Source organism: Streptomyces sp. NRRL S-37, assembly GCF_000721605.1.
Classification (GTDB): domain Bacteria; phylum Actinomycetota; class Actinomycetes; order Streptomycetales; family Streptomycetaceae; genus Streptomyces.
This window is the reverse complement of record NZ_JOIZ01000014.1, coordinates 137,791-164,785: the sequence shown is the minus strand read 5'-3', so window position 1 is coordinate 164,785 and position 26,995 is coordinate 137,791. Positions and strand designations below refer to the sequence as shown.

28 protein-coding genes and 2 pseudogenes are annotated in these 26,995 nt (G+C 73.1%); 16 read left to right on the top strand and 14 right to left on the bottom strand.

Translation table 11 applies throughout. The features are described from left to right. Window positions 1-134: M23 family metallopeptidase (locus tag IH50_RS0121400; RefSeq protein WP_030864566.1), on the top strand; the 134-nt coding region annotated here is incomplete at its 5' end. A 69-nt stretch (window positions 135-203) separates the two neighbouring features. Here IH50_RS0121400 and IH50_RS0121395 read toward each other — a convergent pair. Both IH50_RS0121395 and IH50_RS37890 read right to left on the bottom strand, forming a co-directional pair. Next, a complete protein-coding gene (locus tag IH50_RS0121395) occupies window positions 204-413 on the bottom strand; it encodes a DUF397 domain-containing protein (RefSeq protein WP_030864563.1) in 210 nt (69 codons plus the stop codon). A 114-nt stretch (window positions 414-527) separates the two neighbouring features. Next, window positions 528-824: pseudogene (locus IH50_RS37890) on the bottom strand (helix-turn-helix domain-containing protein); the annotation flags it as partial. 213 nt (window positions 825-1,037) lie between these two features. Between IH50_RS37890 and IH50_RS37885 the strand changes: the two are divergent. From IH50_RS37885 to IH50_RS0121370, 4 genes and pseudogenes are all read left to right on the top strand, one after another. Further along, window positions 1,038-1,420 (top strand): annotated as a pseudogene (locus IH50_RS37885) (ATP-binding protein). A gap of 317 nt (window positions 1,421-1,737) precedes the next feature. Continuing rightward, window positions 1,738-2,622, top strand: a complete 885-nt coding sequence (locus tag IH50_RS0121380) for a helix-turn-helix domain-containing protein (protein ID WP_078914055.1) — start codon at window positions 1,738-1,740, stop codon at window positions 2,620-2,622. A 295-nt stretch (window positions 2,623-2,917) separates the two neighbouring features. After that, window positions 2,918-3,364, top strand: coding sequence for a hypothetical protein (locus IH50_RS0121375; RefSeq protein WP_030864557.1), 447 nt, complete (start codon window positions 2,918-2,920; stop codon window positions 3,362-3,364). A 23-nt stretch (window positions 3,365-3,387) separates the two neighbouring features. Continuing rightward, complete coding sequence (locus IH50_RS0121370) at window positions 3,388-3,954, top strand: hypothetical protein (protein WP_030864556.1); 567 nt, start codon at window positions 3,388-3,390, stop codon at window positions 3,952-3,954. A gap of 64 nt (window positions 3,955-4,018) precedes the next feature. Here the strand turns inward: IH50_RS0121370 and IH50_RS0121365 are convergent, their stop codons facing one another. Then, a complete protein-coding gene (locus tag IH50_RS0121365) occupies window positions 4,019-4,945 on the bottom strand; it encodes a DUF3027 domain-containing protein (protein ID WP_030864553.1) in 927 nt (308 codons plus the stop codon). A 343-nt stretch (window positions 4,946-5,288) separates the two neighbouring features. On the opposite strand from IH50_RS0121365, the gene IH50_RS0121360 reads away from it, so the two are divergent. The 4 genes from IH50_RS0121360 (at window position 5,289) to IH50_RS0121345 (ending at window position 8,865) form a co-directional block, all read left to right on the top strand. Next, on the top strand, window positions 5,289-6,722 hold the full coding sequence (locus IH50_RS0121360) for an MFS transporter (RefSeq protein WP_030864549.1): 1,434 nt from the start codon (window positions 5,289-5,291) through the stop codon (window positions 6,720-6,722). 64 nt (window positions 6,723-6,786) lie between these two features. After that, the gene (locus IH50_RS0121355; protein ID WP_234328215.1) at window positions 6,787-7,287 is read left to right on the top strand and encodes a DUF2771 domain-containing protein; all 501 of its coding nucleotides are present in this window, start codon (window positions 6,787-6,789) and stop codon (window positions 7,285-7,287) included. Window positions 7,288-7,298: 11 nt separating this feature from the next. After that, window positions 7,299-8,018, top strand: coding sequence for a futalosine hydrolase (locus IH50_RS0121350; protein WP_234328214.1), 720 nt, complete (start codon window positions 7,299-7,301; stop codon window positions 8,016-8,018). After that, window positions 8,005-8,865 carry a 1,4-dihydroxy-6-naphthoate synthase gene (locus IH50_RS0121345; RefSeq protein WP_030864539.1) on the top strand — a complete coding sequence of 287 codons (861 nt, stop codon included), beginning with the start codon at window positions 8,005-8,007 and terminating at the stop codon, window positions 8,863-8,865. The genes IH50_RS0121350 and IH50_RS0121345 overlap by 14 nt, the downstream gene beginning before the upstream one ends. Window positions 8,866-8,872: 7 nt before the next feature. Here the strand turns inward: IH50_RS0121345 and IH50_RS43325 are convergent, their stop codons facing one another. After that, the gene (locus IH50_RS43325; RefSeq protein WP_030864536.1) at window positions 8,873-9,256 is read right to left on the bottom strand and encodes a cold-shock protein; all 384 of its coding nucleotides are present in this window, start codon (window positions 9,254-9,256) and stop codon (window positions 8,873-8,875) included. Between the two features lie 164 nt (window positions 9,257-9,420). On the opposite strand from IH50_RS43325, the gene IH50_RS0121335 reads away from it, so the two are divergent. Further along, window positions 9,421-9,699, top strand: coding sequence for a hypothetical protein (locus tag IH50_RS0121335; RefSeq protein WP_030864533.1), 279 nt, complete (start codon window positions 9,421-9,423; stop codon window positions 9,697-9,699). 11 nt (window positions 9,700-9,710) lie between these two features. Here the strand turns inward: IH50_RS0121335 and IH50_RS0121330 are convergent, their stop codons facing one another. Next, entirely contained in the window at window positions 9,711-10,349 is a 639-nt protein-coding gene (locus IH50_RS0121330; RefSeq protein ID WP_107062104.1) for a haloacid dehalogenase-like hydrolase, read from the bottom strand. 79 nt (window positions 10,350-10,428) lie between these two features. Continuing rightward, window positions 10,429-11,619: a hypothetical protein gene (locus IH50_RS0121325; protein WP_030864527.1), complete on the bottom strand. Its 1,191-nt coding sequence runs from the start codon at window positions 11,617-11,619 to the stop codon at window positions 10,429-10,431. A gap of 117 nt (window positions 11,620-11,736) precedes the next feature. Between IH50_RS0121325 and IH50_RS0121320 the strand changes: the two genes are divergently transcribed. The 3 genes from IH50_RS0121320 (at window position 11,737) to IH50_RS0121305 (ending at window position 16,736) form a co-directional block, all read left to right on the top strand. Next, complete coding sequence (locus IH50_RS0121320) at window positions 11,737-14,421, top strand: helicase C-terminal domain-containing protein (protein WP_030864524.1); 2,685 nt, start codon at window positions 11,737-11,739, stop codon at window positions 14,419-14,421. A 419-nt stretch (window positions 14,422-14,840) separates the two neighbouring features. Beyond that, window positions 14,841-14,996 (top strand): hypothetical protein, encoded by a 156-nt coding sequence (locus IH50_RS42080; protein WP_199822115.1) that lies wholly within the window; start codon window positions 14,841-14,843, stop codon window positions 14,994-14,996. 96 nt (window positions 14,997-15,092) lie between these two features. Then, complete coding sequence (locus tag IH50_RS0121305; RefSeq protein WP_030864522.1) at window positions 15,093-16,736, top strand: DNA repair helicase XPB; 1,644 nt, start codon at window positions 15,093-15,095, stop codon at window positions 16,734-16,736. A gap of 4 nt (window positions 16,737-16,740) precedes the next feature. Here IH50_RS0121305 and IH50_RS0121300 read toward each other — a convergent pair whose 3' ends face one another. The 4 genes from IH50_RS0121300 to IH50_RS0121285 form a co-directional block, all read right to left on the bottom strand. Continuing rightward, window positions 16,741-17,124 carry a hypothetical protein gene (locus IH50_RS0121300; RefSeq protein ID WP_051767392.1) on the bottom strand — a complete coding sequence of 128 codons (384 nt, stop codon included), beginning with the start codon at window positions 17,122-17,124 and terminating at the stop codon, window positions 16,741-16,743. 165 nt (window positions 17,125-17,289) lie between these two features. After that, window positions 17,290-18,081, bottom strand: a complete 792-nt coding sequence (locus tag IH50_RS0121295; RefSeq protein ID WP_030864515.1) for an ABC transporter permease — start codon at window positions 18,079-18,081, stop codon at window positions 17,290-17,292. After that, a complete protein-coding gene (locus IH50_RS0121290; RefSeq protein WP_030864512.1) occupies window positions 18,078-19,034 on the bottom strand; it encodes a daunorubicin resistance protein DrrA family ABC transporter ATP-binding protein in 957 nt (318 codons plus the stop codon). Before IH50_RS0121290 ends, IH50_RS0121295 begins: the two co-directional genes overlap by 4 nt. A gap of 29 nt (window positions 19,035-19,063) precedes the next feature. After that, window positions 19,064-19,732 carry a DUF4097 family beta strand repeat-containing protein gene (locus tag IH50_RS0121285; protein WP_030864508.1) on the bottom strand — a complete coding sequence of 223 codons (669 nt, stop codon included), beginning with the start codon at window positions 19,730-19,732 and terminating at the stop codon, window positions 19,064-19,066. Window positions 19,733-19,953: 221 nt separating this feature from the next. On the opposite strand from IH50_RS0121285, the gene IH50_RS0121280 reads away from it, so the two are divergent. Beyond that, window positions 19,954-20,709, top strand: a complete 756-nt coding sequence (locus tag IH50_RS0121280; RefSeq protein WP_030864505.1) for a helix-turn-helix domain-containing protein — start codon at window positions 19,954-19,956, stop codon at window positions 20,707-20,709. Window positions 20,710-20,761: 52 nt separating this feature from the next. Here the strand turns inward: IH50_RS0121280 and IH50_RS0121275 are convergent, their stop codons facing one another. Both IH50_RS0121275 and IH50_RS0121270 read right to left on the bottom strand, forming a co-directional pair. Next, window positions 20,762-20,947 (bottom strand): hypothetical protein, encoded by a 186-nt coding sequence (locus IH50_RS0121275; RefSeq protein WP_030864501.1) that lies wholly within the window; start codon window positions 20,945-20,947, stop codon window positions 20,762-20,764. 116 nt (window positions 20,948-21,063) lie between these two features. Then, a complete protein-coding gene (locus tag IH50_RS0121270) occupies window positions 21,064-21,960 on the bottom strand; it encodes an aldo/keto reductase family oxidoreductase (protein ID WP_030864499.1) in 897 nt (298 codons plus the stop codon). Between the two features lie 93 nt (window positions 21,961-22,053). Here IH50_RS0121270 and IH50_RS0121265 point away from each other — a divergent pair, with 93 nt between their 5' ends. Continuing rightward, complete coding sequence (locus IH50_RS0121265; RefSeq protein WP_030864497.1) at window positions 22,054-22,941, top strand: helix-turn-helix domain-containing protein; 888 nt, start codon at window positions 22,054-22,056, stop codon at window positions 22,939-22,941. Window positions 22,942-23,156: 215 nt separating this feature from the next. After that, window positions 23,157-25,250 (top strand): HelD family protein, encoded by a 2,094-nt coding sequence (locus tag IH50_RS0121260; protein WP_030864494.1) that lies wholly within the window; start codon window positions 23,157-23,159, stop codon window positions 25,248-25,250. A 222-nt stretch (window positions 25,251-25,472) separates the two neighbouring features. Here the strand turns inward: IH50_RS0121260 and IH50_RS0121255 are convergent, their stop codons facing one another. Then, entirely contained in the window at window positions 25,473-26,162 is a 690-nt protein-coding gene (locus tag IH50_RS0121255; RefSeq protein ID WP_030864491.1) for a copper homeostasis protein CutC, read from the bottom strand. Window positions 26,163-26,275: 113 nt separating this feature from the next. Beyond that, complete coding sequence (locus IH50_RS0121250) at window positions 26,276-26,956, bottom strand: maleylpyruvate isomerase family mycothiol-dependent enzyme (RefSeq protein WP_030864489.1); 681 nt, start codon at window positions 26,954-26,956, stop codon at window positions 26,276-26,278. Window positions 26,957-26,995 lie beyond the last annotated feature (39 nt).

The following is a 26,995-nucleotide window of genomic DNA, read 5'->3' as shown; positions in this document are numbered from 1 at the left end:
AGAAGATCGCCCTGTCCGGCAACACCGGCAACTCCAGCGGCCCGCACCTGCACTTCGAGATCCGCACCACCCCGAACTACGGCTCCGCCGTGGACCCGGCGAAGTTCCTGCGCGCCAACGGCGTGACGGTCTGACCCACCGCGCACCCGGCACCACCCGAGCGACCCCGAGAACGACTCCGTTCCCGGGGTCGCTTTCGGCGATCAGTCCCCGGACGCGTACGGGACGAAACGCGCCCACGCGTCCAGGGCGAAGGCGAGACGGGGACCCATGAGGTTCTTGGAGTCGCGGACGTGGACGGCGCCGGGGGTGAGGGCGAGCTCGACGCAGGAGTTGCCGTCGTTGCCACCGCTGTAGCTGCTCTTGAACCAAGCCGGCTCAGAGGCGTTCCCGGCGGTGGTCTTGCGGATCATGTTTCTCCCAGCAGTTGTTCGACGAAGGCCAGTGACTCGCGTGGAGAGAATGCCTGAGCTCGGATCGTGCCATACCGCAGCTCAAGGATGCGCAACTGTTTCGGATCGGAGGCCGACCGCCCTGGCCTCCAACTTTCCCAGCGCCCGAACGGTCTTCGGGTACCGGACCTTCTTCACGTCCTCCCAGGCCGCCGCGATGAGGCCGCCCGCGTTCAGGACCTCGTCCGCCTTGTCCAGGAACTCCTGCCGGGGGATCCGCTTGCCGCCCTCGATCTTGTACACCATGTCTTCGCCGTACCCGACGATCCGGCCGAACTCGGCGGCCCGCATCCCCGCCGCCTCGCGGCGCAGCTTCAGTTGCCGTCCGACGGTCGTGATGACCGCGACGCCCCACTCGTCGTCCGGGTCCACTTCCCAACCCGGCTCGTCCGCCTCGGTCTTGAGTCACTGTCCCGTCTCCGCCTCGACCGCCGTCATACCGCACCTCTCCCTCGTCGTGGTCCGTGACGCACCCGGCGTCCTGCCCGTATCAACCGTCGGAACAGCCACGACAGCACCGGACAACCACCGGACAGTGACTGTACGCATGCGCTGAGTCACCATCCGAGGTAGGCGGATCCGGCCATGTTGAGTGATGTGAATCAGCAAACCGCCGAACCCGCCGTCCCCGTCCGCAACTTCAGCGTGTTGCCCTCTCCCACGCCACGCGGCGCTCATCAAGCCCGGCGACTGGGAGCAGGCCAACTGCGCTCCCGGGGGTTGCCCGTGGACCCTGCTCGTCAGGTCATCGCGGAGCCGGCCGTCAACGCGGCGAACGCCTCCCCGAACTCCGACCGGCCTCCCCGGACGCCGAGTCCGGCCGGGGCCTGCTGCTGGTCGAAGCGCTCGCGGACCGCTGGGGTGTGACCGAGGGCCGCTTCCCGCACAAGACCGTCTGGACCGAGCTGCGCCTCACCCCGCCGGAACCGCCGACGTCCCACGCCCCGCTGCGGGAGCCGGGGAGCTGACGCCGGCCCGCCCCTGGGCATGACGTCTTTCCCGATACGCGCACACTTCAGCCATCACTGTCCCCTTGCCGCTCATCCGAGCGCCCGCATGACATTTCCCCGCCGACTGCTCACGCTTTTCCCCACAGCACCCACCTGCCAGCCCCCCGCACAAGCCCGAACCACCCGTCACGGCACCGGAACCCGAGATCTGAAGCTCCGGTGCCGTCGGCGCCTTCCCAGGAAAGAACTCGGGGAAAAGCACCCCACCAAACCCCACCCTTTCCCGCCCGAGGCGTGTCGTCACTCGGGCGGGTGAACATCACCGGCTCGGCTGGATTTCCGCCCCCTCGGCACCTCTACGCTCAGCGCACACCACCCGCTTCGTGGTGATCGGCAACCACCTCACCCAGCACCCCGAGCTGTCCCTGGTCGCCATCGGCCTCGCCTGCCACATCCAGTCGCTGCCCGCCGGCACCCCCGTGGACATCAAGAGCCTCGCCGCCCGCTTCAAAGAAGGCACCAAACGCATCGCCAACGCCCTGCACGAACTGGAGACCCACGGCTACCTCCGCCGCGAACGCATCCGCACCCCCACCGGCCACATCATCACCCGCACCACCTCCTGCAACCAGCCCCACCACCGACGCGAACCGGCCCCCACCGACTGCCCCACCCCGCAGCCCCACCCGGCAGAGCAACACACATCCCACCCCCTCCCACCGGGGGAACACACACCCCGACCCCGCCCGGCGAAGCAACACACCCCCCACCTCCGCCCGGCACCCCGACCCCGGCCCCGTAAAGCCCTCCCCGCCGTCCCCCAGCCCGGTCACCCCGCCCCGGCCCTCCTCCAACAGGCCACCGACCTCCTCACCGGCCTGCGCAGCCGTGACCCCCGCCTGCTGCTCTCCACCACCGACACCGCCCACCTCGCCCCCGGAGTCGCCGCCTGGCTCGAACGCGAGGTCACCCCCACCGCCCTACGCCACGCCCTCACCACCGACCTCCCCGACGAGCCCCTGCACCGCCCCGCGGCCCTCCTCGCCCACCGCCTCACCGCCCAACTCCCGCCCTCGCCCCCGTTCCGCGCACCGGCCGCTCCCCCACCGGTCCGCCACCCCCTGCACAACTGCGACGGCTGCGACCGCGCCTTCCGCGCCCCCGAAACCGAAACCCACTGCCGCGACTGCCGTCCGGCGAGCACCGTCCCGCAGTCCTGACCCTTATGGGGGCTGCCCGCCGTTTTCCACGCAGGACGATCTGGGCCGAACCGAGGATCCCCTCCGGTCGGGTGCCGTAAGTCCCTCGGCGGCGATGGGCGCGTGTGTCCATCCGAGGAGCGTGGACGGGGCGCGAGCCCTCGCGCCCCGATGGTGGCGCGAGGCCCGATCGACGGGAAATCAGTCGCACGAGGGGTTGTCAGGATGGGAGGATCGTTCAACGATCCTACGGGAGAGGCGCGTTGCCGGGTGCCGGTCTCCGCGCCTGTGGTGGACAGCCCGGAAGGGAAGTGCCGTGGGGGAATTACGCGCGGGAGCACGGATCGGCACATGGCTCGTCTGCGGGATCGCCGGCCTGGCGATTCTGTACATGGTCGGCGCGTTCGCCTTCGGGGGCGCCGGGTGGATCACGGCGCCGTTCCGCGGCGAGGCCGAGGAGCGGGAGCGGACCGTCGGGTCCGGCGCGTTCCGGCTGACGACGTACGAGGAGTTCTTCGACCTGTGCGAGGCCGTGCAGAACGCCGAGGGGACGATCCTGGCGCTCCAGCAGGAGCGGGAGTCGGCGTCCGAGGCGCGCAGGGCCCAGATCGACCAGTCGGTCACCGCGCTGCGGGCGACACGGATCGAGTCCGTCAACGACTACAACACGAAGGCCGCCCAGGAGCACCGCGCGCCCTTCCGTGACAAGGACCTGCCCTACCGGCTCGACGCCGACGCCGAGAAGACGACCTGCACCGCCTGATCCCGGGAAGGGGACGACCGACCATGCGCAGGATCGCACGCATCACCCTGACCGCCGTCTCGGTGCTCGCTCTGGGCCTCGGACTGGCCTCCTGCACCGACGACTCCAGCCAGGACAAGGAGAACAAGGCCAAGCAGGACGGCTACGACCGGCTTGTGGCGCGGCAGCCCGCGGGCCGCATGGAGTACTCGCCGACCCGTGAGGCGATCAACCAGTGGGTCGAGACCTGGGGCAAGCGGGGCAAGCTGTCGTACGTCTACATCCAGAACGCCAAGGGCGAGTACGGGTACTTCATCATGAAGGGCCTGCCGGTGCCCCGCTGCAAGATGCTCACCCCGACCGAGCGGATGGAGAGCACGTCCCACGGCGTGGCGGTCCTGCCGCAGCCCGGTATGGACGGCACGTACTCGGCGGGCTCCATGTGCCACGCGTACTACGGCTTCGACGCCACGACCGGCGCGTACATGGAGTTCACCGTGGGGACGAACCAGTCGTTCTTCCTCTTCGACAAGCCCATGACGATGCCCGAGTACGCCGGCGCCGGCCAGATGGGCCCGTCCTCGATCGAGGACGTCGAACAGCGGCGCTGAGCCCCGCCCCGTCCGTCACGGCGTGACGTGATCCGTCACGCCGTGGCCGGCGAGCCGCTCCCGCCTACGAGTGCCCCAGCTCCGCCGACAAGGCGTCCTCCGTCGCCGGGACCGAGCCGGAGTCGGGGGCGGGGCGGAGGGGGAAGGGGTCGACGCGGGTCTCGTCGATGACCGGCGGGGCCGGCTGCGGAGGCTTCGGCATGACCGCCGCCTCGGAGTGGCCGCCACAGCCGTAGGCCAGGGAGACGACATGGCCGTCGGCCGGGGAGAACTCGTTGGCGCACACCCCGAACGCCTGGCCCAACGAGCCGCCGATGGGAGTGAGGAAGCCGCACGAGACGCACGAGGCGGGGGCCGCCTGCGCCATCGGCGTCTTCGCTCCGAACGACTCCTCCCAGCGGTCGGCGGCGCTGTGCAGGCCGTAGCGGGACAGGACCCGGGCACGGCGCATGCCGAGTTCCTCGGCGACCGCCGCGATCGAACCGCGGGACGGGGCGACCGGCAGGCCGGCCGGGGCGCCGGCCGTGACCTCGGCGTCCTCCGCCTCCACCAGGTCGGCCATCTCGTGGGAGACCGCGGAGCTCGGCGGCGGCTCCTCCTCACCGGAGAAACCGGGCTCCAGGCGCAGGTCCTCGGCCTCGATGGGGAGGAGGTCGCCGGGGCCCATGTCGCCGGGGCGCAGCCGCTCGCTCCACGGCACCCACTCCGGGGCGAGGACCGCGTCGGGGCCGGGCAGCAGCACCGCCTCGTCGACCGTGACGATCTTGGCGCGGGAGGCGCGGGCCACGGTGACGGCCCAGCGCCAGCCGCGGTAGCCGGGCTCGTGGCACCCGAAGAAGTGGGTGACGACGCGGTCGCCCTCGGAGACCAGCCCCTCGTGTCCGCCCACGACCCCTGGCGCGGCGACCTCCTCGGCTGCGGCGCGGGCGAGGTCGACGGCCTCGGCGCACAGACGGTCGGGGGTGCGGCTTCGCGTTGTCGCTGCGCTCACAGGTATCGCTTCTCTCCTACGCCGTCTCACGAGTGCGCCACTCCCAGCACGGGGGGCGGACGGAGCGGACCGTGGGACCGCGTCGACGTCCGCGCCACAACATGCTCGGGCGCGCCTCCATCCATTCTGCGGGATGGCTGAGATACGCACGCTACCTTCTCGCGTGCGCTGGGCCTACACCGACGGTTGTTACGGAGTCCCGCGCGCCGGTTTCCGGGGGCGGCCGGCCGGCCCCGGCGGCATGTTCCCGTCGGCCTCCGGCGTTCGGCCGTACAGCCGCACCACGGGCGGCGTCCGCGGCGATACGGCATTACACACGGCCATCTCGGGGCACTATGGCGTCGTGGCTACCGCGAGGACACCCCAGGGCGCCACCGGGACCGGTGGGCCGAAAGGGGTGAGGGGCAGCGGCCGACGCTCCGGGACGAGCCGGGCGGGCGGCCCCCTTCGCGCGTTCGGGCGCGCCCTGCACTTCCCGGTGACCAGAACCGCGCGGGGCATCCGCCGGGCGACCCACGCGCACGGCGCCGGGGAGTCCGGGCTCGGCAAGCTGATCGAACTGCACGGCGTGAACGGCGCCGGCGATGTCATGATCACGGTCGCGCTGGCGTCCACCGTGTTCTTCTCGGTGCCGACCGACGAGGCGCGCGGCCGGGTCGCCCTCTACCTCGCCATCACCATGGCACCGTTCACCCTCCTCGCCCCGGTGATCGGCCCGCTCCTCGACCGCATCCCGCACGGCCGCCGCGCCGCCATGGCCGGCGCGATGCTCGCCCGGGCGCTGCTCGCGCTGGTGCTGTCCGGCGCGGTCGTCACCGGCGGGCTGGAGCTGTATCCGGCGGCGCTGGGCGTGCTGGTCTCGTCGAAGGCGTACGGGGTGGTCCGCAGCGCGGTCGTGCCGCGGCTGCTGCCGCCCGCCTTCTCCCTGGTGAAGGCGAACTCGCGGGTCACCCTCGGCGGGCTGCTGGCGACCGGGATCGCCGCGCCGGTCGGCGCGGGCCTGCAGCAGGTCGGGCCGCGCTGGCCGCTGTACGGGGCGTTCGTGATCTTCGTGGCGGGGATGTTCCTGTCCTTCCGGCTGCCGCCGAAGGTGGACTCCGCGAAGGGCGAGGACGTGGCGCTGCTCGCCGCCGACGAACGGCATCTGCACGGCCCGCGCGGCAAGGCGGAGAAACGTCCCGGCCTGCGGACGGTCGGTCCGGCCGTCACCCACGCGCTCGGCGCCAACGCCTCCATCCGCTGCCTCACCGGCTTCCTGATCTTCTTCCTCGCCTTCCTGCTGCGCGAGCACCCGATGACGGGGCAGAGCGCCGCCGTGTCCCTCGGCATAGTGGGCGTGGCGGCGGGGGCGGGCAACGCGCTCGGTACGGCGGTCGGGGCGTGGCTGCGGTCGCGCGCCCCGGAGATCATCATCGTGACGGTGGTGGCGTGTGTGGTGAGTGCGGCGATCCTGGCCGCCGCGTTCTTCGGCGCGGTCCTGGTGGCGTGTCTCGCCGCGGTCGCCGGGTTCGCGCAGGCGCTGGCCAAGCTGTCGCTGGACGCGCTGATCCAGCGGGACGTGCCCGAGCTGGTGCGGACGTCGGCGTTCGCGCGTTCGGAGACGCTGCTGCAGATGTCGTGGGTGCTGGGCGGCGCGATCGGCATCGCCATGCCGCTGATCGGCGCGCTGGGACTGGCGGTGGGCGCGGCGATCGTCGCCGCGGGCTGGCTGACCACGGTCCGGGGACTGGTCCGTTCGGCCCGGCAGGGGAACGCGGGGCGGGCGCGAGTGGCGTAACGGCGCGGCCACGCCGTACCCCCGCATGGGGAGTGCGGCGGACGCGCCAGATAGCCTTCGCCCCATGACCACGTTGCCCCGCGGCGCAGCCGCTCTGAGTCACCGCGCTGTGCGACGCCGCCGTGCCGTCGCCGCCGTCGGCGCCGTATCCGCCGGACTGCTCGTCCTGGCCGCCTGTGACAAGCCGACGCCGATGGCCACCATCACGGTGGGCGGCGACTCGGTGAGCTCGGAGGCCACCTGTGGTGGTGAGGGCGAGGCCCTGAACACCGAGACGCTCAACAAGTGCCTCCAGGACAAGGGCATCGACGAGATCACCGTCGACGCCACCAAGGAAGTGCGCTTCGGCGTCGACCCGGAGATCGCCGACCACGGCTGGACCATCCTGATGAACGGTCAGCCGCTGGTCGACTCCAGCAAGAAGACCTACCAGGCCATCCCGGGCAGCGTGTTCTTCAACGCCCAGTACGGCGCCCAGGGCGACTCGACCCTGGTGTCGATCAAGGAGGGCGAGCAGTCGGCCACGGGGCTGTGGTCCTTCCGGCTGAAGAAGAAGGAAGACTGACCGGTCCGGTCGTGTCGTCCTCACGCGTCCTCGTGGTCACCGCGGTCCCCGCCGAGCGGGACGCGGTGGCCGGGGCGTTCCCCGGGGACGCGGAGCACGTGCACCTTCCCGGGGTGAGCCTGGTCCGCACGGGCGGCGGGTTCGACCTGCTGGCCGCCGGTGTCGGGCCCGCCGCGGCCGCCGCCTCCACCGCCGCGGCGCTGACCGCCGCCGCGCTGGACGGCACCCCTTACGGTCTCGTCGTCTGCGCCGGCATCGGCGGGGGGTTCCAGCCCGAGGCGCCCCTCGGCTCGCTCGTCGTCTCCCGCATGATCACGGTGGCCGATCTCGGCGCCGAGACCGCGGACGGCTTCCTCCCCGTCACCGAACTGGGCTTCGGGCACGTCACGCACCCCTCCCCGCGGTCCCTCGTACGGGAGGCCGTCCGGGTGACGGGCGCCCGCCCCGGCACCGTCCTCACCGTCTCCACCGTCACCGGCACCGCCGACCGGGCAGCCGCACTGCGCGCCCGCCACCCGGACGCCCTCGCCGAGGGCATGGAGGGCTTCGGTGTGGCCGAGGCGGCCGTCGCACAGGGCCGGCCCGTGCTGGAGGTGCGGGCGGTGTCGAACCCCGTCGGCCCACGCGACCGCGCCGCCTGGCGCATCGGCGACGCCCTGAGCGCCCTCACCGAGGGTTTCGGGAAGCTCGCGCCCGTCCTGAAGAGTTGGATACAGCATGACCACCCCTGAGCAGCAGCAGCGCCTGCGGATCGCCTACTCGCCCTGCCCGAACGACACCTTCGTCTTCGACGCCCTCGCCCACGGCCGTGTCCCCGGCGCGCCCGCCGTCGACGTGACGTTCGCCGACATCGACCTCACCAACGGCATGGCCGAGCGCGGTGAGCTGGACGTGCTGAAGGTGTCGTACGCGGTCCTGCCGTACGTCCTCGACGACTACGCCCTGCTCCCCTGCGGGGGCGCGCTGGGGCGGGGCTGCGGGCCTCTGGTGCTGAGCCGGGAGGCCGGGACGGACCTGACCGGCCGTACGGTCGCGGTGCCGAGCGAGCGGTCGACGGCGTACCTGCTGTTCCGGCTGTGGGCGGCGGACGTCGTACCCGGTGGGGTGGGCGAGATCGTGGTGATGCCGTTCCACGAGATCATGCCCGCCGTACGGGACGGGAAGGTCGACGCGGGACTCGTCATCCACGAGGCGCGCTTCACCTACCAGGACTACGGGCTGCACAAGCTGGCCGACATGGGTGAGCACTGGGAGCGGACCACCGGGCTGCCGATCCCGCTGGGCGCGATCATCGCGAAGCGGTCGCTGGGCGAGGAGACGCTGACACGGCTCGCCGACTCCATTCGCACCTCGGTGCGGATGGCCTGGGACGAGCCGGAGGTGTCACGTCCGTACGTCATGGAGCACGCCCAGGAGATGGACCCGGCCGTCGCCGACCAGCACATCGGGCTGTACGTCAACGAGTTCACGGCCGGTCTCGGCGAGGACGGCTACGCGGCCGTACGGGGGCTGCTCACGCGTGCGGCGGCCGAGGGACTGGTGCCGCCCCTCGGCCCGGACGCGCTGCGGTTCCCCTGAGCCGGCCCTAGACGTCGAGCTGGTCGGCGACCGCGCGGAGCAGGCCGGCGATCTTCTTGCCGGCCGCGCGGTCGGGGTAGCGGCCCCGCTCCAGTGACGGCGTGATGTTCTCCAGCAGGGTCGTCAGGTCCTGGACGATGGAGGCCAGCTCGTCCGGCTTCTTGCGCTGGGCCGCCGCGACCGACGGGGCCGGGTCCAGGACGGTCAGGGAGAGGGCCTGGTCGCCGCGCTGTCCGGCGACCACGCCGAACTCGACGCGCTGGCCCGGCTTGAGGGCCTCGACTCCGGCGGGGAGGACCGAGGAATGCACGAAGACGTCCCCGCCGTCGTCACGGGAGAGAAAGCCGAAGCCCTTCTCGCTGTTGAACCACTTGACCTTGCCGGTGGGCACGTCTGTCCTCGTCCTCGTACTCGTCGGGAAAACTGCTTCGGAAAACGGCTCTTGATAGCACTCGGGCGGGCCCGATGACCCGCCGGTACCAAGGCTAATGGTCTTCGGGCCGGTGACAAGACGTCACCCGGTTGTTCCTTCGCGCTGGGAACTACCCTGGTCCGGTGCGTGACAAAACCCAAGCGAATTCCCCCGCGCCCGGTGACGGTCTGGTCCGTGCCGGCGCCCTCGTCTTCTTCGTCGGCGCCGTGGCCACTCTGGTCACCGTGGCCCCGTTGTTCCTCGGGACGACGCCCTTTCCCACGTACATGTTCGGGCTGAGCATGTTCATGGCCGTCGGATTCCTGATGGCCGGCGCGGGCGTACTGCGTTCGGCCGCGGCGGGGCGCCGCCGGGCACGGGCGGGACAGGTTTCCGGGCAGGTTTCGGGTCCGGTTTCCTGAGCGGTTTCCGGTCAGCCGTTCGAGCAGTAGTCCGAAAACCACCGCGGGAATTCCGGCAGACCGGTGAGGACGACGTCCGCGCCGGCCTCGCGCAGCTCCGTGGCGTCACAGGGACCGCTGGCGACGGCGACGGACAGCGCGCCGGCGGCCCGCGCGCCGCGCACGTCGCCCACGTGGTCGCCGACGTAGACGGCGGCCTCGTGCTCGCGCAGCGCGAGCGCCTTCTGCTCGGCCCACAGGTTCCCGATCACGGCGTCCGGCTCGATGCCGAGGTGGGCCAGGTGCAGTTTGGCGTTGGGCTCGTACTTGGCGGTGACGACGATCGCCCGCCCGCCCGCCTCCCGCACGGCGGCTATCGCCTCACGGGCGCCGGGGAGGGCGGGCGTGGCGGTGATCGCGTACGCCGGGTACATCGCCCGGTAGAGGTCCGCCGTCTCGTCGACCCGCTCGGCAGGGAACCAGTGGGCCAGCTCGTCCACCAGCGGCGGGCCGAGGCGGGTGACCGCGAGGTCGGCGTCGATGTACGTCCCGGTCCGCTCGGCCAGCGCGAGGTAGCAGGCGCGGATGCCGGGGCGGGAGTCGATGAGCGTCATGTCGAGGTCGAAACCGACGGTGGGCGGGAGGGGGGCGTTGATGGCCATGCGCGCCATTGTCCCAACCCCCGGCCACGGGCAGGCGCGCCGCCCGTAGCCGCGGGCAGGACCTGTCGGCCGTGGCCGAACCGAAGGATCAGCGTTGGCGCTGTGAGCGCCAGACCAGGAACAGCGCCGTGGTGAGGGCCGCGGCCCGGATGACCCACGGCCAGGTCTCGGAGATCGCGGCGTTCATGTGCCCCTCGGCGATGGGCGTACCCCAGCGCCCCGCCGTCCTCCCCCAGAGCCACACGACACCGCCCGCGAGCGCGAGGCCGGGAAGGATCACCACCGCCCATTTGATCTCCGCCTGGGTCAGGCGACGGGAGGCGTAGGCGATGAGCCAGCCCAGGAGCAGGGCGCGCCAGTCACCGATCACGGCCCCGGCGACCAGCAGGCCGGCGGCGAGCAGGAGCAGGGGGTTGCTCCAGCGGCCGGACGGCAGGCGCGGAAGGAAGCGGCGGCGACGGCGGGAAGCGGCGGGCTCCTCCTCCGCCTCGGGCGCGGCGGCCGGCTCGGCCGGCGTTTCCTCCTTCTCCCTCGCCGGGGGCGGCTTGAGGAGTTCGGGGATCTCGACCCCGCCGACGAAGCCCGGCACCTCGTCACCGATGCCGAACGCGCTGTTGTCCACCCGCCACCAGTCGGGCTGGGTGGCACTGTCACCGAGTTCGTCCGTGCCGGCCCGGTGCGGCGGGGACGGTACGTGGGCGGGGGCGGAGGCGGGTCCGCCGTCCGGCGCCCCGGCGACAGGACGGGGCCGGGGGACGAGCCGGCGCAGGACGCCTTTGGGGCGGCCGGCACGGGCGTCCTCGCGGGCCCCGGCACGGGCGTCCTCGCGGGCCCCGGCACGGGCGCCCTTGCGGGCGTCCTCGCGGGCTTCGGTGCGGGCGTCCTCGCGGGCTTCGGTGCGGGCGTCCTCGCGGGCTTCGGTGCGGGCGTCGGCACGGGCATCCTCGCGGGCGCCGTCGCGGGCCCCCGCGCGCGCGTCCTCGCGGGCCCCCGCGCCGCCCTCCCGCTCCCGCTGCACCGGCACAGCCGCAGGCGGCGCGGCGGCGGCGGAGGTGTCCTCGGCCGCCGTGACGACCTCGGTCGGCGTGCCGATGCGGGAGATGATGCGGCGGACCGCCGCGGGCGAATCGACCACGGCCTTCGCCCGCCGCCGGTCGATCTCGTCGCGCAGCCCGGCCACCAGCCGCATACGGGCCGCCGACGGCAACTGCCGCTGCTGCGCCACGTCGCCGACGCGGCTCAGATACTCGTAGACGACCTGGTCGCTCTCGATACCCACGAAGTCCCCTCCGGGACGGATGCGTCGGGACACCGTCGCCCGACGGTACCGCGAGTGGGACCGGCCGACCCAACTCCCGGCACGCCACCGGCGTACCCACCCGCTAACGTGAGGCGGATGAGCACCGAGGAGAAGCCCGCGGCGGCCCCCCGATCCCTCGCCGAGGCCCTCCGGGGGCGGGACGACGCGGCGCTGGCCGCGCTGCTGCGCGGCCGGCCGGACCTCGTCACGCCCGTGCCCACCGACCTCACCCAGCTCGCCACCCGCGCCGGCACCCGCGCCTCGGTCGTACGGGCTCTGGAGCGGCTGGACCGGTTCACGCTGCAGACGGCGCAGGCGCTGGCCGTGGCGGCGGATCCGGCGTCGTACGGCGAACTGCTCGGGCTGATGGCGGGCGACGACCGCGACCCGGCGGTCCGTGCCGCGCTGCCGCACGCGCTCGGCGTGCTGCGCGAGCAGGCGCTGGTGTGGGGCGGTGACGACCGGCTGCGGCTGGTGCGCACCGCCCGTGAGCTGCTGGCGCCGTCGCCGCAGCACCCCTCGCCGACCGGGCTCGGGCCGACCGTGCGGGAGGCCACCGCCGGGATGTCACCGGGGCGGATCCAGGAGATCGTGGCGGCGGCGGGACTGCCGTCGACGCACGACTCGGTGTCCGCCGTGGCCGCGCTGACCGCCCTGTTCGACGACCCGGAGCGGATGTCGGCGCTGCTCGACGGGGCGCCGGCCGAGTCCGTGGAGGTGCTGGAGCGGCTGGTCTGGGGCCCGCCGTACGGGCAGGTCACCGCCGATCCCGCACCCCGGCTGCGCTGGCTGCTCGACCGGGGGCTGCTGCTGCCGACGGCGCCCGGGACGGTCGTCCTGCCGCGCGAGGTCGCGCTGCGGCTGCGGGCCGGACGGGCGCACCGGACGGTGGAGCCGTCGCCGCCGCCCGTCGAGGCGGCCGCCGCGCACCGTCCGCAGGTGGTGGACGCGACGGCGGCCGGGCAGGCGTACACGGCGCTGTCGACGGTCGAGGAGCTGCTGAAGGACTGGCACGAGGGCGGCCCGGCGGTGCTGCGGGCGGGCGGGCTGAGCGTACGGGACCTGAAGCGGACCGCCGCCGCCCTGGACGTGCCCGAGCCGGTGGCCGCGTTCTGGGTGGAACTCGCCTACACGGCCGGGCTGCTGGCCTCCGACGGGGAGGCCGACGAGCGGTACGCGGCGACCCCGGCGTACGACCAGTGGCGCGAACGGCCGGACGCGGAGCGGTGGGCGCACCTGGCCACGGCGTGGCTGACGGCGACCCGGACGGCGGGGCTGGTCGGCGGGCGGGACGCGAAGGACCGCACACTGTCGGCCCTGGGCCCGGGCCTGGACCGCTCGGCGGCCCCGGAGGTACGGCACAGGGTCCTGGCCCTGCTGTCCGGCCTCCCGGAGGGAACCGCACCGGTCCTGGAGTCGGTCCTGGCACGGCTGCGCTGGGAACGCCCCCCGCGCGGGGGCGGGCGGGGTTCCGCCGGTACGGCCGCTCCGGCGGCGGAGGGCGCGCACCGGACGCCGGGCGGTCCCGGGGCCGGGGACGGCAGGGGGGCGGGTGCGTACGGCTCCGTCGCCGGAGGTGTCCGCGGGGCGGAGGGGGCCCCGGCGGAGAGGGACGGTGAGGATCTGCGGGCGCGGATCGCGCGGTGGACGCTGTCCGAGGCGGAGATGCTCGGCGTCACCGGGCGCGGCGCGCTGTCCGCGCACGGGCGTGCGCTGATCGGCGCGCCCGCGGCCAGGCGGGCGGAGGCGGAGTCCGAGGGGCCGGGCGACAAGCTGCCCGTGCACCACCGGCCCGCCCCGGCGCCGGCGCCGCTCTCCCCCGCCGAGCAGGCCGCGGCCGCCGCTGCCGCCGCCCGCCTGCTCGCGCCGCTGCTGCCCGAACCGCTGGACCACGTGCTCCTCCAGGCCGATCTGACGGCGGTGGCGCCGGGCCCGCTGGAGCGTCCGCTCGCCGACGTGCTCGGGGTCCTCGCGGACGTGGAGTCGAAGGGTGGCGCGACCGTCTACCGGTTCACACCCGGCTCGGTACGGCGCGCCCTCGACGCCGGGCAGACCGCCTCCGACCTGCACGCCTTCCTCGCCGCGCACTCCCGTACGCCGGTGCCGCAGCCGCTGGCGTACCTCATCGACGACGTCGCCCGCAGGCACGGGCACCTGCGGGTGGGCGCCGCCTCGGCGTACGTCCGCTGCGACGACGACGCCGTGCTCAGCGAGATCCTCGCCGACAGGCGGGCCGCGGGGCTGGGCCTGCGCCGGCTGGCCCCGACCGTGCTGGCCGCGCAGGCCGGTCCGGCCGGCCTGCTGGAGGGGCTGCGCGCGATGGGGTTCGCGCCGGCCGCCGAGTCGGCGGAGGGCGATGTGGTGATCGCCCGCGCCGACGCCCACCGCACCCCGCCGCGCACTCCCCCCGCGCCGGTCCCGGACGGGCCGCCGGTCCCCGACGACACCCTGCTCACGGCGGCGGTCCGCGCCGTCCGCGCCGGCGACCTGGCCTCCACCGCCCCGCGCAGACCGGCCGCCGGGAGCGAGCCGGACCGCGGGGAGCCGCCCCGTACGACCGCCGCCGAGACCCTCGCCACCGTGCAGGCCGCCGTCCTCACCGGCGAGGCGCTGTGGATCGGCTACGTCAACGCCGAGGGCGGCGCCAGCCAGCGCGTCATCGCCCCGGTCCGGGTGGAGGGCGGCTTCGTCACGGCGTACGACCACACCGCGGACGAGGTGCGGACGTATCCGCTGCACAGGATCACGGGGGTCGCGGAGCTGGCGGACGACGAGGGCTGAGCCGTCCGGGTGTACGGCGGACTTCATGCACGCCACGCCGGGGCGTTCCCCCTGACGGGCGAGGTTGCGGGGTGTCGCGCATCCCGTGGCGGGCCGTTGGGCAGCCACCGGATGTCCTGGACGGGCCCGGAAGCCACCGCGGTCCGTTCGCACGCAACAGAAAGGAAGTCCCATGCGTGCCGTTCGTCGCGTCGCCGCCGTGCTGACCTCCACGGCCGTGCTGCTCGGAGCGTTCGCCGCCGAGGCCGCCGCGGTCGGGATCGACCTCGGCGGGGGTGTGACCTTCTGACACGTGTCCATGTCCTGACTCGTCTCGTGTCCTGATCCGTTCCGTTCCTCGTTCACGGCGGGCCGGTCCCTCGTCCCCGGGGCCGGCCCGTCCCGTCGTCCGGAGAAGTCGAAGAAGTGAGGGGTGTCCTGTGCCTTCCACGTTCCGTGCGGTGGCCGTCCGTCTCTCCGCTCTCGCGCTCGTCGCGGTGCTCACCCCGGCCGCCGGAGGGGAGCCGCTCCTCACCGAGGGGGTGCTCGTCGAGGGGCCGCTGGTGAACAACCTCACGCTGCCCGCGCCGAGGTAGCCCGGTCCGCTCAGGACCACGAACGCGCGCGATCGGGCAGACTGGAGGTTTGGCCGAAGGGCCCGTGCCGAGCCCGTCGCAGAAAGGCAGCCGCGCGTGAATGGTCCGCTCATCGTCCAGTCCGACAAGACCCTGCTCCTCGAAGTCGACCACGAGCAGGCCGACGACTGCCGCCGTGTCATCGCGCCGTTCGCCGAGCTGGAGCGGGCGCCCGAGCACATCCACACCTACCGGGTGACCCCGCTCGGCCTGTGGAACGCGCGGGCGGCCGGGCACGACGCCGAGCAGGTCGTGGACGCGCTGGTGCAGTACAGCCGCTACCCGGTGCCGCACGCGCTGCTCGTCGACATCGCCGACACCATGGACCGCTACGGCCGGCTCAGCCTGCACAAGCACCCGGCGCACGGCCTCGTCCTCACCAGCACCGACCGGCCCGTGCTGGAGGAGGTGCTGCGCTCCAAGCGGATCGCGCCGCTGGTCGGCGCCCGTATCGACCCCGACACGGTGGTCGTGCACCCCTCGGAGCGCGGGCAGATCAAGCAGACGCTGCTGAAGCTGGGCTGGCCGGCCGAGGACCTCGCCGGGTACGTGGACGGCGAGGCGCACCCCATCGAGCTGGTCGAGGACGGGTGGGCGCTGCGCCCGTACCAGAAGCAGGCCGTGGAGAACTTCTGGCACGGCGGCTCCGGTGTGGTCGTCCTGCCCTGCGGCGCGGGCAAGACGCTGGTCGGCGCGGGGTCGATGGCGCAGGCGAAGTCGACGACGCTGATCCTGGTCACCAACACCGTCTCGGCCCGCCAGTGGAAGCACGAGCTGGTGAAGCGGACCTCGCTGACCGAGGACGAGATCGGCGAGTACAGCGGGACGCGGAAGGAGATCCGGCCCGTCACCATCGCCACCTACCAGGTGCTGACGACGAAGCGGAAGGGGATCTACCCCCACCTGGAGCTGTTCGACTCACGGGACTGGGGCCTGATCCTCTACGACGAGGTGCACCTGCTGCCCGCGCCGGTCTTCAAGTTCACCGCCGATCTCCAGGCCCGGCGGCGGCTCGGTCTGACGGCGACCCTGGTGCGGGAGGACGGCCGCGAGTCGGACGTGTTCTCGCTGATCGGCCCGAAGCGGTTCGACGCGCCGTGGAAGGAGATCGAGGCGCAGGGCTACATCGCCCCGGCCGACTGCGTGGAGGTCCGGGTCAACCTCACCGACTCCGAGCGGCTGGCGTACGCGACGGCGGAGCAGGAGGAGAAGTACCGCTTCTGTTCGACGACGGCGACCAAGCAGAAGGTGACGGAGGCGATCGTCCGGCGGTTCGCGGGACAGCAGATCCTCGTCATCGGGCAGTACATCGACCAGCTCGACGAGCTGGGCGAGCACCTGGACGCGCCGGTGATCAAGGGCGAGACGTCGAACGCCCAGCGGGAGAAGCTGTTCGACGCCTTCCGGGAGGGCGAGATCAACGTCCTGGTGGTGTCCAAGGTCGCGAACTTCTCGATCGACCTGCCGGAGGCGACGGTCGCCATCCAGGTGTCGGGCACCTTCGGGTCGCGGCAGGAGGAGGCGCAGCGGCTCGGCCGGGTGCTGCGGCCGAAGGCGGACGGGCACCAGGCCCACTTCTACTCCGTGGTCGCCCGGGACACCATCGACCAGGACTTCGCGGCGCACCGGCAGCGGTTCCTGGCGGAGCAGGGGTACGCGTACCGGATCATGGACGCGGACGAGCTGCTCACCGAGGGCTGACCGGTCACCCCTCGGGCAGGTTGAACACCAGCGCCAGGACGAACAGCCAGGGCAGCAGCGACAGGCCCGCCAGCCAGGCCCGCGGCACCGACCAGCGGCGGGTCCAGGGCAGCAGCCAGGAGGCCAGCCAGGCGCCGCCCGCGAGGAGGCCGCCGTAGAACAGGGTTCCGAAGACCATGTTCAGTGCGGTCGTCAGCGCCTGCGAGCAGTCGTCGGGTCCGCAGCTGTCGGTCGCCATCACGGACAGTCCGCCGAACAGGAACGCCACGGGGGCCAGCAGCGCCCCGAGCACGGTCGCGACGGTGGGCGCCACCCAGGCGCGGGGGTCCCGCCCGGCCCGGTCCTGCCAGGCGGAGGGAACGGGGGCGGGGGCGTGGTGGTGGCTCATACGGCCAGTGAAGCGGCCGGGCGGTGGCCGGCGCACCGGCGCGGGTACTCAGCCGGGACGTGTCGGCGTACTCAGACGCCGAAGGGGCGGCGTGCGCCGACACGGTGTCGGAGTACGCCGCCCCTGGAGCCGGAGCGCGGGACCTGGTGCGTCCCCTCATGAGGGTTACTTCGGGTCCTGGCCGAACCTGGCGGCCGACCAGAAGTAGCCGAGGACCGCCAGGCCCAGGCACCAGGCCACGGCCAGCCATCCGTGGTGGCCGATCTCCGTGCCGAGCAGCAGGCCGCGCAGGGTCTCGATGGCCGGGGTGAAGGGCTGGTACTCGGCGATCGGCTGGAACCAGCCCGGCATCCCCTCGACCGGGACGAAGGCGCTGGACAGCAGCGGCAGCAGGATCAGCGGCATCGCGTTGTTGCTGGCGGCCTCGGCGTTCGGGCTGACCAGGCCCATGCCGACGGCGATCCAGGTGAGCGCCAGGGCGAACAGCACCAGCAGCCCGAACGCGGCCAGCCACTCCAGGGCCGTGGCGTCCGTGGAGCGGAAGCCGATGGCCACACCGACGGCGCCGACGAGGACCACGCTGGCGACCGACTGCAGCACGCTGCCGATGACGTGCCCGATGAGCACGGAGCCCCGGTGGATCGCCATGGTGCGGAAGCGGGCGATGATGCCCTCGGTCATGTCGTTGGAGACGGAGACCGCGGTGCCGATCGTGGTGGAGCCGATGGTCATCAGCAGCAGACCGGGCACGATGTAGGCGATGTACGCGGACCGGTCGCCTCCGCCGTCCCCGAGGCCGGCGCTCATCGCGTCGCCGAAGATGTAGACGAAGAGCAGCAGCAGCATGATCGGCGTGAGCAGCAGGTTCAGGGTGAGGGACGGGTAGCGCCGGGCGTGCAGGAGGTTGCGGCGCAGCATGGTGGACGAGTCGCGGACGGCGAGGGCGAGGGTGCTCATCGGACGGTCTCCTTGGGCTGGGCGGGGACGGCGGCGGGGCCGGTGAGGGCGAAGAAGACGTCGTCGAGGTCGGGGGTGTGGACGGTGAGTTCGTCGGCTTCGATGCCGGCGGCGTCCAGGTGGTCGAGGATGGAGCGCAGTTCGCGCTGGGTGCCGTCGCTGGGGAGCTGGAGGGCGAGGGCGTCGTCGTCCCGGGATGCCTCGGTCAGTGCGGTGGCGGCGGTGCGGTAGGCGGCCGGGTCGGTGAAGCGGAGGCGGATGTGGCCGCCGGGGACGATCCGCTTGAGCTGCTCGGCGGTGCCCTCGGCGGCGATCCGGCCGTCGTGCAGCACGGCGATGCGGTCGGCGAGTTCGTCGGCCTCCTCCAGGTACTGGGTGGTGAGGAAGACGGTGACGCCGCCGGTGACGAGTTCGCGGATGATCTGCCACATGGTGTGGCGGGAGCGGGGGTCGAGGCCGGTGGTCGGTTCGTCGAGGAAGATGATCCGCGGGTCGCCGACCAGGGTCATGGCGATGTCGAGGCGGCGCTTCATGCCGCCGGAGTAGGTGGAGGCGGGCTTCTTCGCGGCCTCGGTGAGGTCGAACCGCTCCAGCAGTTCGGCGGCCACCCGCCGCCCCTCCCGCTTGGGGAGGTGGTGCAGGTCCGCCATCAGGAGCATGTTCTCCTCGCCGGTGATCAGGCCGTCCACGGCAGAGAACTGTCCGGTGACGCCGATCGCGGCACGCACGGCCTGCGGGTCGGTGGCGAGGTCGTGGCCGCCGACGCGCAGGTCGCCGGCGTCCGCGGTGACGAGGGTGGAGAGGATCTTGACGACGGTGGTCTTGCCGGCGCCGTTCGGGCCGAGCAGGGAGAAGATCGTGCCTTCCGGGACGGTGAGGTCGACGCCGTCGAGGACGGTTTTGTCGCCGTAGGACTTGCGCAGGCCGTGCGCCGCGATGGCCAAGCCGGTCATGAGGGGTTCTCCTTCGGGTGCCGTGGGGGTCACAGGCTGCGGGCGGTGATGTCGCCGTAGGCGGTGGTCGCGTGGAAGGCCAGGCCGGCGGCGGCGCCGTCGGTGTTGTTGAGCGTGTTGTGGACCCGGCCGTAGCCGGTGCCGGCGTCGAGGGAGGCGGAGACCCCGGGGGCGGCGCCGACGGAGATGTCGCCGTACTCGGTGCGCAGCGTGACCGTGCCGCGCATGGCCTCGGTGACCAGGACGTCGCCCTTCTGGGTGCTGATCTCGGCGGGGCCGCCCAGGCGGCCGACCGAGATGTCGCCGTCGAGGACGGTGAGGCGGGCGCTCGCGGTCTCGTCGAGCTTGACCGGGCCCTGCGCGCCCTCGAAGACGACGTCGCCGAGCCGTCCGACGCCCCGCAGCTCCGCGGCGGCGGCCTTCGCCTCGACGTGGGAGCCGGTGGGCAGCTGGACGGTGATCTCGACGGACCCGGACGGGCCGAGGAGCTGGTTCTTCGCCGGCGGGCCGTCGATCCGCAGGACGCCGTCGCCGTATTCGACCCTGATCTGCTCCGCCGCCTTCGTGTCGCGGCTCTTCGTGGCGTCCGCGGGCAGGACCTCGACCACGGTGTCGGTCCGGTCGGCGGCGATGAACCGGATGCGGCCGGCGGGGACGTCGAGGGCGACGGAGACGGGGGCGGGGGTGTCGAACTGCATGGTGCGCTCCTTCGGGTTGTCGTTTCTGACACCGGAAACGCTACGTTGCATTCATAGTTGCGGCAACAGCTTCGTTGCATAGAAGAATGATTTGTGCAGCTCAGAGCAATAATATCGTTGCAACGGTTTGAAATCTAACGCAACAGACGAACTCAGTTCGTTGCAATGAACTGAGGGTGAACGCTATGCTGGAGCCACCACGGACCACGAAGGAGACCACGTTGCCAGGAGGCAGGCTCACCCAGCAGGAACGCCAGCAGATCGCGACGGGACTGGCCGACGGGCTCGCCTACGCGGAGATCGCCCGGCGTCTGGACCGTCCCACCTCGACGATCACGCGCGAGGTGATGCGCAACGGCGGCCCCGCCGGTTACCGCGCGGACCTGGCCCACCGCGCCACCGAACACCGCGCCCACCGGCGCAGACAGACCGCGTCCCGGGGGCCGAAGGCGCTTCAGGAGGAGCACGGACGCGACGCGGAGGCCGTGCGCGCGTACGAGGAGACGCTCACCACCGTCTTCATAGCGTCGGGCACACCCAAGATGATGGCCAGGGTCATGTCCTGCCTGACCCTCACCGACAGCGGCAGCCTCACCGCCGCCGAACTCGCCCGGCGCCTCGAGGTCTCCCCGGCGTCCATCTCCAAGGCGGTCACGTTCCTGGAGGGCCAGGGGCTCATCCGCCGGGAACGCGAAGAAGGCCGCCGTGAGCGCTACGTCGTCGACGACGACATCTGGCACCAGTCGATGATGGCCAGCGCCCGGTCCACCGCCCAGGTCGCCGAGACCTCACGGCAGGGCGTCGGCGTCATGGGGCGCGGCACACCGGCCGCCACGCGCCTGGAGAACATCGCCCGCTACCTCGACTTCATCTCGGAGGCGATCACCCGCGCCGCCGAGCAGGCCCGCGAGGTGCTTCACACGAAACCCGAAGGAACCTCGGACGGACCCGCCGGGCCGCGCCCGGATCACGGGTAGCCGGCCGGCCATGGCCACGACGGCCGCCGCGCGGGGCGGAGGAGGGCACCGCCTACCTGCGGCGGACGCCCACCTCCTCGTCGTACTCACCGAGGATCATCACGTCGAAGGCGGCGCCGAGGAACACCCTCACGGCGCGCAGGGCACCACCGAGGCGGTACGGGTGACCGCCCAGGGCCGGGGCCGTGCCGGTCGGCCGCACCGGCGGTGTGGTGGGGTGGAGGGTCGCTGCGCTCATGCCTCCATGGTTGCCGTCCGCCCCCGGCACGGGCATCGGCCGGAGGGACCGGCCCGCGGGCCCTCCGCGTACGCCTCCGGAACGACCCCTCCCCCTCGGGCGGGACGGGACGTCCCCTAGGGGGCGGCGGGTCGGCGGCCGATCGTGTCCAGCTCGGCGAGGTCCTCCTCGGACAGGGGCAGGCCCGCGCCGGTGACGTTCTCCCGCAAGTGCGCCACCGACGAGGTCCCGGGGATGAGCAGGATGTTGGGCGACCGGTGCAGCAGCCAGGCCAGGGCGACCGACATCGGGCGGGCGCCGAGCCGGGCGGCCACGGCCGAGAGCACCGAGGACTGCAGGGGGGTGAAGCCGCCCAGCGGGAAGAACGGCACGTAGGCGACGCCCTGCTCGGCGAGCCGGTCGACGAGGGCGTCGTCCTGGCGGTGGGCGAGGTTGTAGAGGTTCTGGACGCAGACGAACGGCGCGATGGTCTCCGCCTCGGCGATCTGCTCGGGGGTCGCGTTGCTGAGGCCGAGGTGCCGGATCAGGCCCTGCCGCTGGAGGTCGACGAGGGTCCCGTAGGCCTCGGCGAGTGAGCCGGGCCGCGGGCCCGTGGCGTCGCCGAGGCGGAGGTTGACGAGATCCAGCGTCTCGACGCCGAGGGCTTCGAGGTTGCTGTGGACGGCCCGGCGCAGGTCGTCCGGCTCACGGGCCGGGGGCCAGCCGCCCTGTGCGTCGCGGACCGCGCCGACCTTGGTCACGAGATGCAGCGAGTCGGGGTAGGGGTGCAGCGCCTCGCGGATCAGCCGGTTGGTGACGTGAGGACCGTAGGCGTCGGCGGTGTCGATGTGCGTGATGCCGAGGCGTACGGCCTCGCGCAGCACGGCGAGGGCGCCCTCGTGGTCGGCCGGCGGGCCCATCACGCCGGGGCCGGTGAGCTGCATGGCGCCGTAGCCGAACCGGGTGACGGTCAGGTCTCCCATCGTCCAGGTGCCGCCGGGGAGGGAGGGGGTGGATGTGGTCGGAGTGCTCATGGCCCCACCGTCCACGCCCCCGGCCGGTCCGCCCAGGTTCCTGCCGATCCTGGGAGTGACAGGGACAGGGACGGTCGGCACCGCGCGCCTAGCATGGGGGACATGCCTGAGGAGAACCTGCTCGGTGACTACCTCCGGGCGCGCCGGGAGCTGGTGACGCCCGAGGACATCGGGCTGCCGGTGCACGGGATACGCCGGGTGCCGGGGCTGCGCCGGGAGGAGGTGGCCATGCTCGCCGGAATCAGCTCCGACTACTACCTGCGGCTCGAGCAGGGCCGCGACCGCAACCCGTCGGCGCAGGTCCTCGACGCGCTGGCCCGGGTGTTCCGGCTCGACGACACCGCCACGGGCTACCTCCACCAGCTCGCCGCGCCACGCCCCCGCACCCGCCGCCGGCCCCGGCGACGGACCGTTCCGCCGGCCACCGCACAGCTGCTCGAGGCGATCGGGCTGCCGGCCTTCGTGACGGACCGGACCCTCGACGTGATCGCGGCCAACGCGCTCGCCACCGCGCTGGTCCCGGGCGTACGGGTGGGGGAGAACCGGCTCCGGTCGTTCTTCCTCGACCCCGCCGAGCAGGCGCTGCACACGGACTGGGCCGACACGGCGGCCCGGTGCGTCGCCGCGTTCCGCCGACGGCTCGGGTCGGACGTCGACGACCCGCGGGTCGTCCAGCTCGTCGGCGAGCTGTCCCTGGCCAGCGAGGAGTTCCGGCGGGTGTGGGCACGCCACGACGTCCGGCCGCCGGGCAACGGGACGATCGGGATGAACCATCCGCAGGTCGGCCGGCTGAACCTCACCATGTCCAAAATGGACGTCGACGGCTCCGACGGGATGACGCTCGCGCTCTACCACGCCGAGCCGGGGACCGAGGACGCCGAGCGGCTCGCCCTGCTCGCCTCGCTGACCACGGGGCCGGGGCGGCGGCCGGTCGGCGTGCCCGGCGTACGGGACACGGACGGTACGGCGCGTACGAGCTGACCGGGGCGGCCACGCGAGCGCACCCACCCCGCCGTCCCATCTGGCGCCCCGTCCGCCGTCCCGCCCGGTGCGCAAAACCGTTTGGACCGCACCGGCCTCGCGTCCTAGAATCTCCGCTCTTCCCCCGCCTCCCCTCACGGAGCGCCGCCGTCCGGACGGAAACCGGCCGGCATTTCGCCGCAGCAACCAGCAGCAGGTCCCCCGGAGGCACCCCCTTGTCCGCGTCCACACCGGTAGACAAGCCCGTAGACGAGCCCGTAGACGGCCCCGCGACCACCCTCGCAGACGATCCGCTCGCCCGCGAACGCTCCCACCTCGCCGCGTCCCGTTCCGCGCTGCGCGCCATGCGCGAGGACGTCGAAGCCCTCGACATCAGCGACGTCACCGCGAACTGGGTCAACGCGGCCGCGCTGGCGCACCAGATCGAGGAGCGCGTCAAGGCGCTGGCCGACCTCAGCGACACCCCGCTGTTCTTCGGCCGCCTCGACTATCTGCACTCCCCCGGCGTCGAGCAGGCGGAGGGCGCGGAGGGCGAGAGCTTCTACATCGGGCGCCGGCACGTGCACGACGCGGACGGCGACCCGATGGTGATCGACTGGCGTGCGCCGGTGTCGCAGCCGTTCTACCGGGCGTCCAAGAAGGACCCGCAGGACATCGCGCTGCGCCGCCGCTTCGGCTACACCGGCGGCGACCTCACCGCGTACGAGGACGAGCACCTCTCCGACCCGGCCGAGGCGGCCACCACCAGCAAGCTGCTCCAGCAGGAGATCGAGCGTCCGCGCGTCGGCCCGATGCGGGACATCGTCGCCACGATCCAGCCGGAGCAGGACGAGATCGTACGGTCGGGGCTGTCCGGCAGCGTGTGCGTGCAGGGAGGTCCCGGCACCGGGAAGACGGCCGTCGGCCTGCACCGGGTCGCCTACCTCCTCTACGCCCACCGCGAGCGGCTGGCCCGCACCGGCACGCTGGTCGTCGGCCCGAACCGGTCCTTCCTGCACTACATCGAGCAGGTGCTGCCCGCGCTGGGCGAGCTGACGGTGGCGCAGGCCACGGTGGACGACCTGGTGGCGCACGTGGAGGTGCGCGGGACGGACGACGCGAGCGCGGCGGTGGTCAAGGGCGACGCCCGGATGGCGGAGGTCCTGCGCAGGGCCCTCTACTCCCACGTCACGATGCCCACCGAGCCGGTCGTCGTCGTCCGCGGTTCACGCCGCTGGCGGGTGCCGGCGTACGAACTGGAGGAGATCGTCCGGCAGTTGCTCGACCGCGACATCCGCTACGGCGCCGCCCGCGACGCCCTGCCGCAGCGCATCGCGCACGCCGTGCTGGTGCAGATGGAGCGGGCGGGCGAGGCACCGGACGACAGGGTGCAGGACGCGGTGGCCCGCAACGCGGCGGTGAAGGCGGCGGTGAAGGCGGTCTGGCCGGCCGTCGACCCGGCGAAGCTGGTGCTGCGACTGCTGAGCGACCCGGAGTTCCTTGCGGAGCACGCGGAGGGCCTGCTCGACGAGCAGGAGCGGAAGACGATCCTGTGGACGAAGCCCGCCCGCTCGGTGAAGTCGGCGAAGTGGTCGGCGGCGGACGCGGTGCTGATCGACGAGGCGGCCGACCTCGTCCAGCGCACGCACTCCCTCGGACACGTGGTGCTCGACGAGGCGCAGGACCTGTCCCCCATGCAGTACCGGGCGGTGGGCCGCCGCTGCACGACCGGTTCGGCGACCGTCCTCGGCGACCTGGCCCAGGGCACCACGCCGTGGGCGACGCGCAGTTGGGACGAGGCCCTGCTCCACCTGGGCAAACAGGACGCGGTGATCGAGGAGCTGACGGCCGGTTTCCGCGTCCCGACGGACGTCATCACCTACGCCTCCCGGCTCCTCCCCCACATCGCGCCGGGTCTGACCCCGGTGGTGTCGATCCGCGAGAACCCGGGCTTCTTCGAGGTCCGCCCGGCCGGGGGAACGGACGACGTGGTCTCCGCCTGCCGCGAACTCCTGCGCAACGAGGGGTCGGTGGGCCTGATCGCGGCGGACACCCGCGTCCCGGAACTGGCGGATGCGCTGACGGCGGCGGGCATCACGTACGTCGCCCCCGGCGAGGAGACGACCCACGCCGCTCGCCTGACCCTGGTCCCGGCCTCCCTGGCGAAGGGCCTGGAGTACGACTACGTGGTCCTGGACGAACCCCGGGCGGTGGTGGACGCCGAACCGGACGAACGCACCGGCCTGCGCCGCCTGTACGTGGCCCTCACCCGAGCGGTCTCAGGCCTGATCGTGACCCACACGACCCCCCTGCCGACCCAACTGACGTAACGCACCCGCAGGCAGCCACAGGGCCTGGGAGGTACCCCCAGGGCGGCACGGGTGGGCGATGGGGGTACCTCCCGCTCGAGCGCAGCCGAGAGTGGGGGAGGCACCCCGCAAGCGCCGGGCGGCGCGACCCACCCCCGCCCGGCAACAGCACCGTCCAGCCGCAAGCCCCGCCCGGCAACACAGCACCGCCCAGCCACCAGCCCCGTCAAAAAGGAGCCCCGCTCACCCCTCGAGCACCCGCCGCCACTCGGCGACGGCCTCCGCCGACACGGGCCCGCCCCACCCCCCGGGACGGGCCGCCCCGCCGATGTGAAAGGCATCGATCCCGGCCTTCAGCAACAGCGGCACATGCTCCAGCCGCAGCCCACCCCCCACCAGCAACCGCTGCCCGTACCCCGGCTCCCCCCGCCGCCCCGCCTCCGCGAGCAGCGTCGGCATCCCCGCGTCGACCCCCTCGGCCGCCCCGGCCGTCAGGTACGTGTCCAGGCCGGGGAAGTCCGCGAGCCGCTTGCGCAGGGCGTCCCGGTCGGCGGCCCGGTCGATGGCCCGGTGGAACGTCCACCGGCACCCCTCCAGCACACCGGCGACCCGCTCCACCGCCCCCAGGTCCACGGCCCCGCCCGCGTCGAGGAACCCGAGCACGAACTCCTCCGCCCCGGCCTCGCGCATCGCGCACGCGGCAGCCACCAGCCGCTCGACGTCCCCCGCCGCGAACCCGTCCGCCAGCCGCAGCATCACCCGCGCCGGGATGTCCACGGCCGCCCGGATCCCCGCGACCGTCGCCGCCGAGGGCGTCAGTCCGTCCGCCGCCATGTCGGTCACCAGCTCGAGGCGGTCCGCACCTCCGGCCTGGGCGGCCACCGCGTCCTCGACGTCGAGGGCGATCACCTCCAGGACTGCACGCTTGCTCATGGGACCCCATTCCTCGGCATCAGACGGCGACTACAGGTCTAGTCCAATCCAAGACTACGCCCGACCGCCCGCCCGCGGCCGCCCCGCCCCTCCGCTCAGTCCCCTCAGGCCCCTCAGTCCCCGAAGATGTTCAGCTCCGCCGCCTCCGCCCCGGCCAGCTCGTACGCGGCCCCGTCCACCGGACGCCCCGCGTACAGCCGTACGAGGGTCGGACCGTCCCCGATGTAGCGGGCCGGGGGACGCTCCCCCGTGGCGTCGCCCAGCCGCAGCGGCTCGTCGGCGTCGTCGAGGTCGGCGTGCAGCGGCAGGTGGCCCTTCCGGCCGGTCACCTGGCCCAGCAGGGCGAGTGCGTACGGCAGCCCCGCACCCGCGTACGCGCCCGGCTCCCCGAGCGCGACCCGTACGTCCCCGGCGTGCACCCACTCGCCCAGCGCGAGCCCGTCCAGCGCCCCGCCCGCCTCGGCGATCACGGGCCCCGCCCCGGTCATCCCGCGCTCCAGCTCGTCCACGACCCGGGTGTTCGTCCACCCGGCCCGCTCGGCGATGTCCCGCTCATTGCTCCCGGGCGAGAACACCCCGTCCTCGAACCGCCGCTCCAGGACCCGGGTGAACGCGGCCGAGCAGTGCGCCAGCACGTCCCGCACCGTCCATCCCGGACACGCCGCCACCGGCAGCGCGAAGTCCGCGTCGTCACGCCCCCGTAGCAACGGGATCAGCGCGTCCCGCTCGACGGCCAGCAGCCGGCCGGGCAGTTCGGGGTCTCGTACGTTCCGCACATCCGCAGGAGTCGTCATGCCGCCCACGCTAGTGCGGCGGGGGCGCGCGGCCCACCG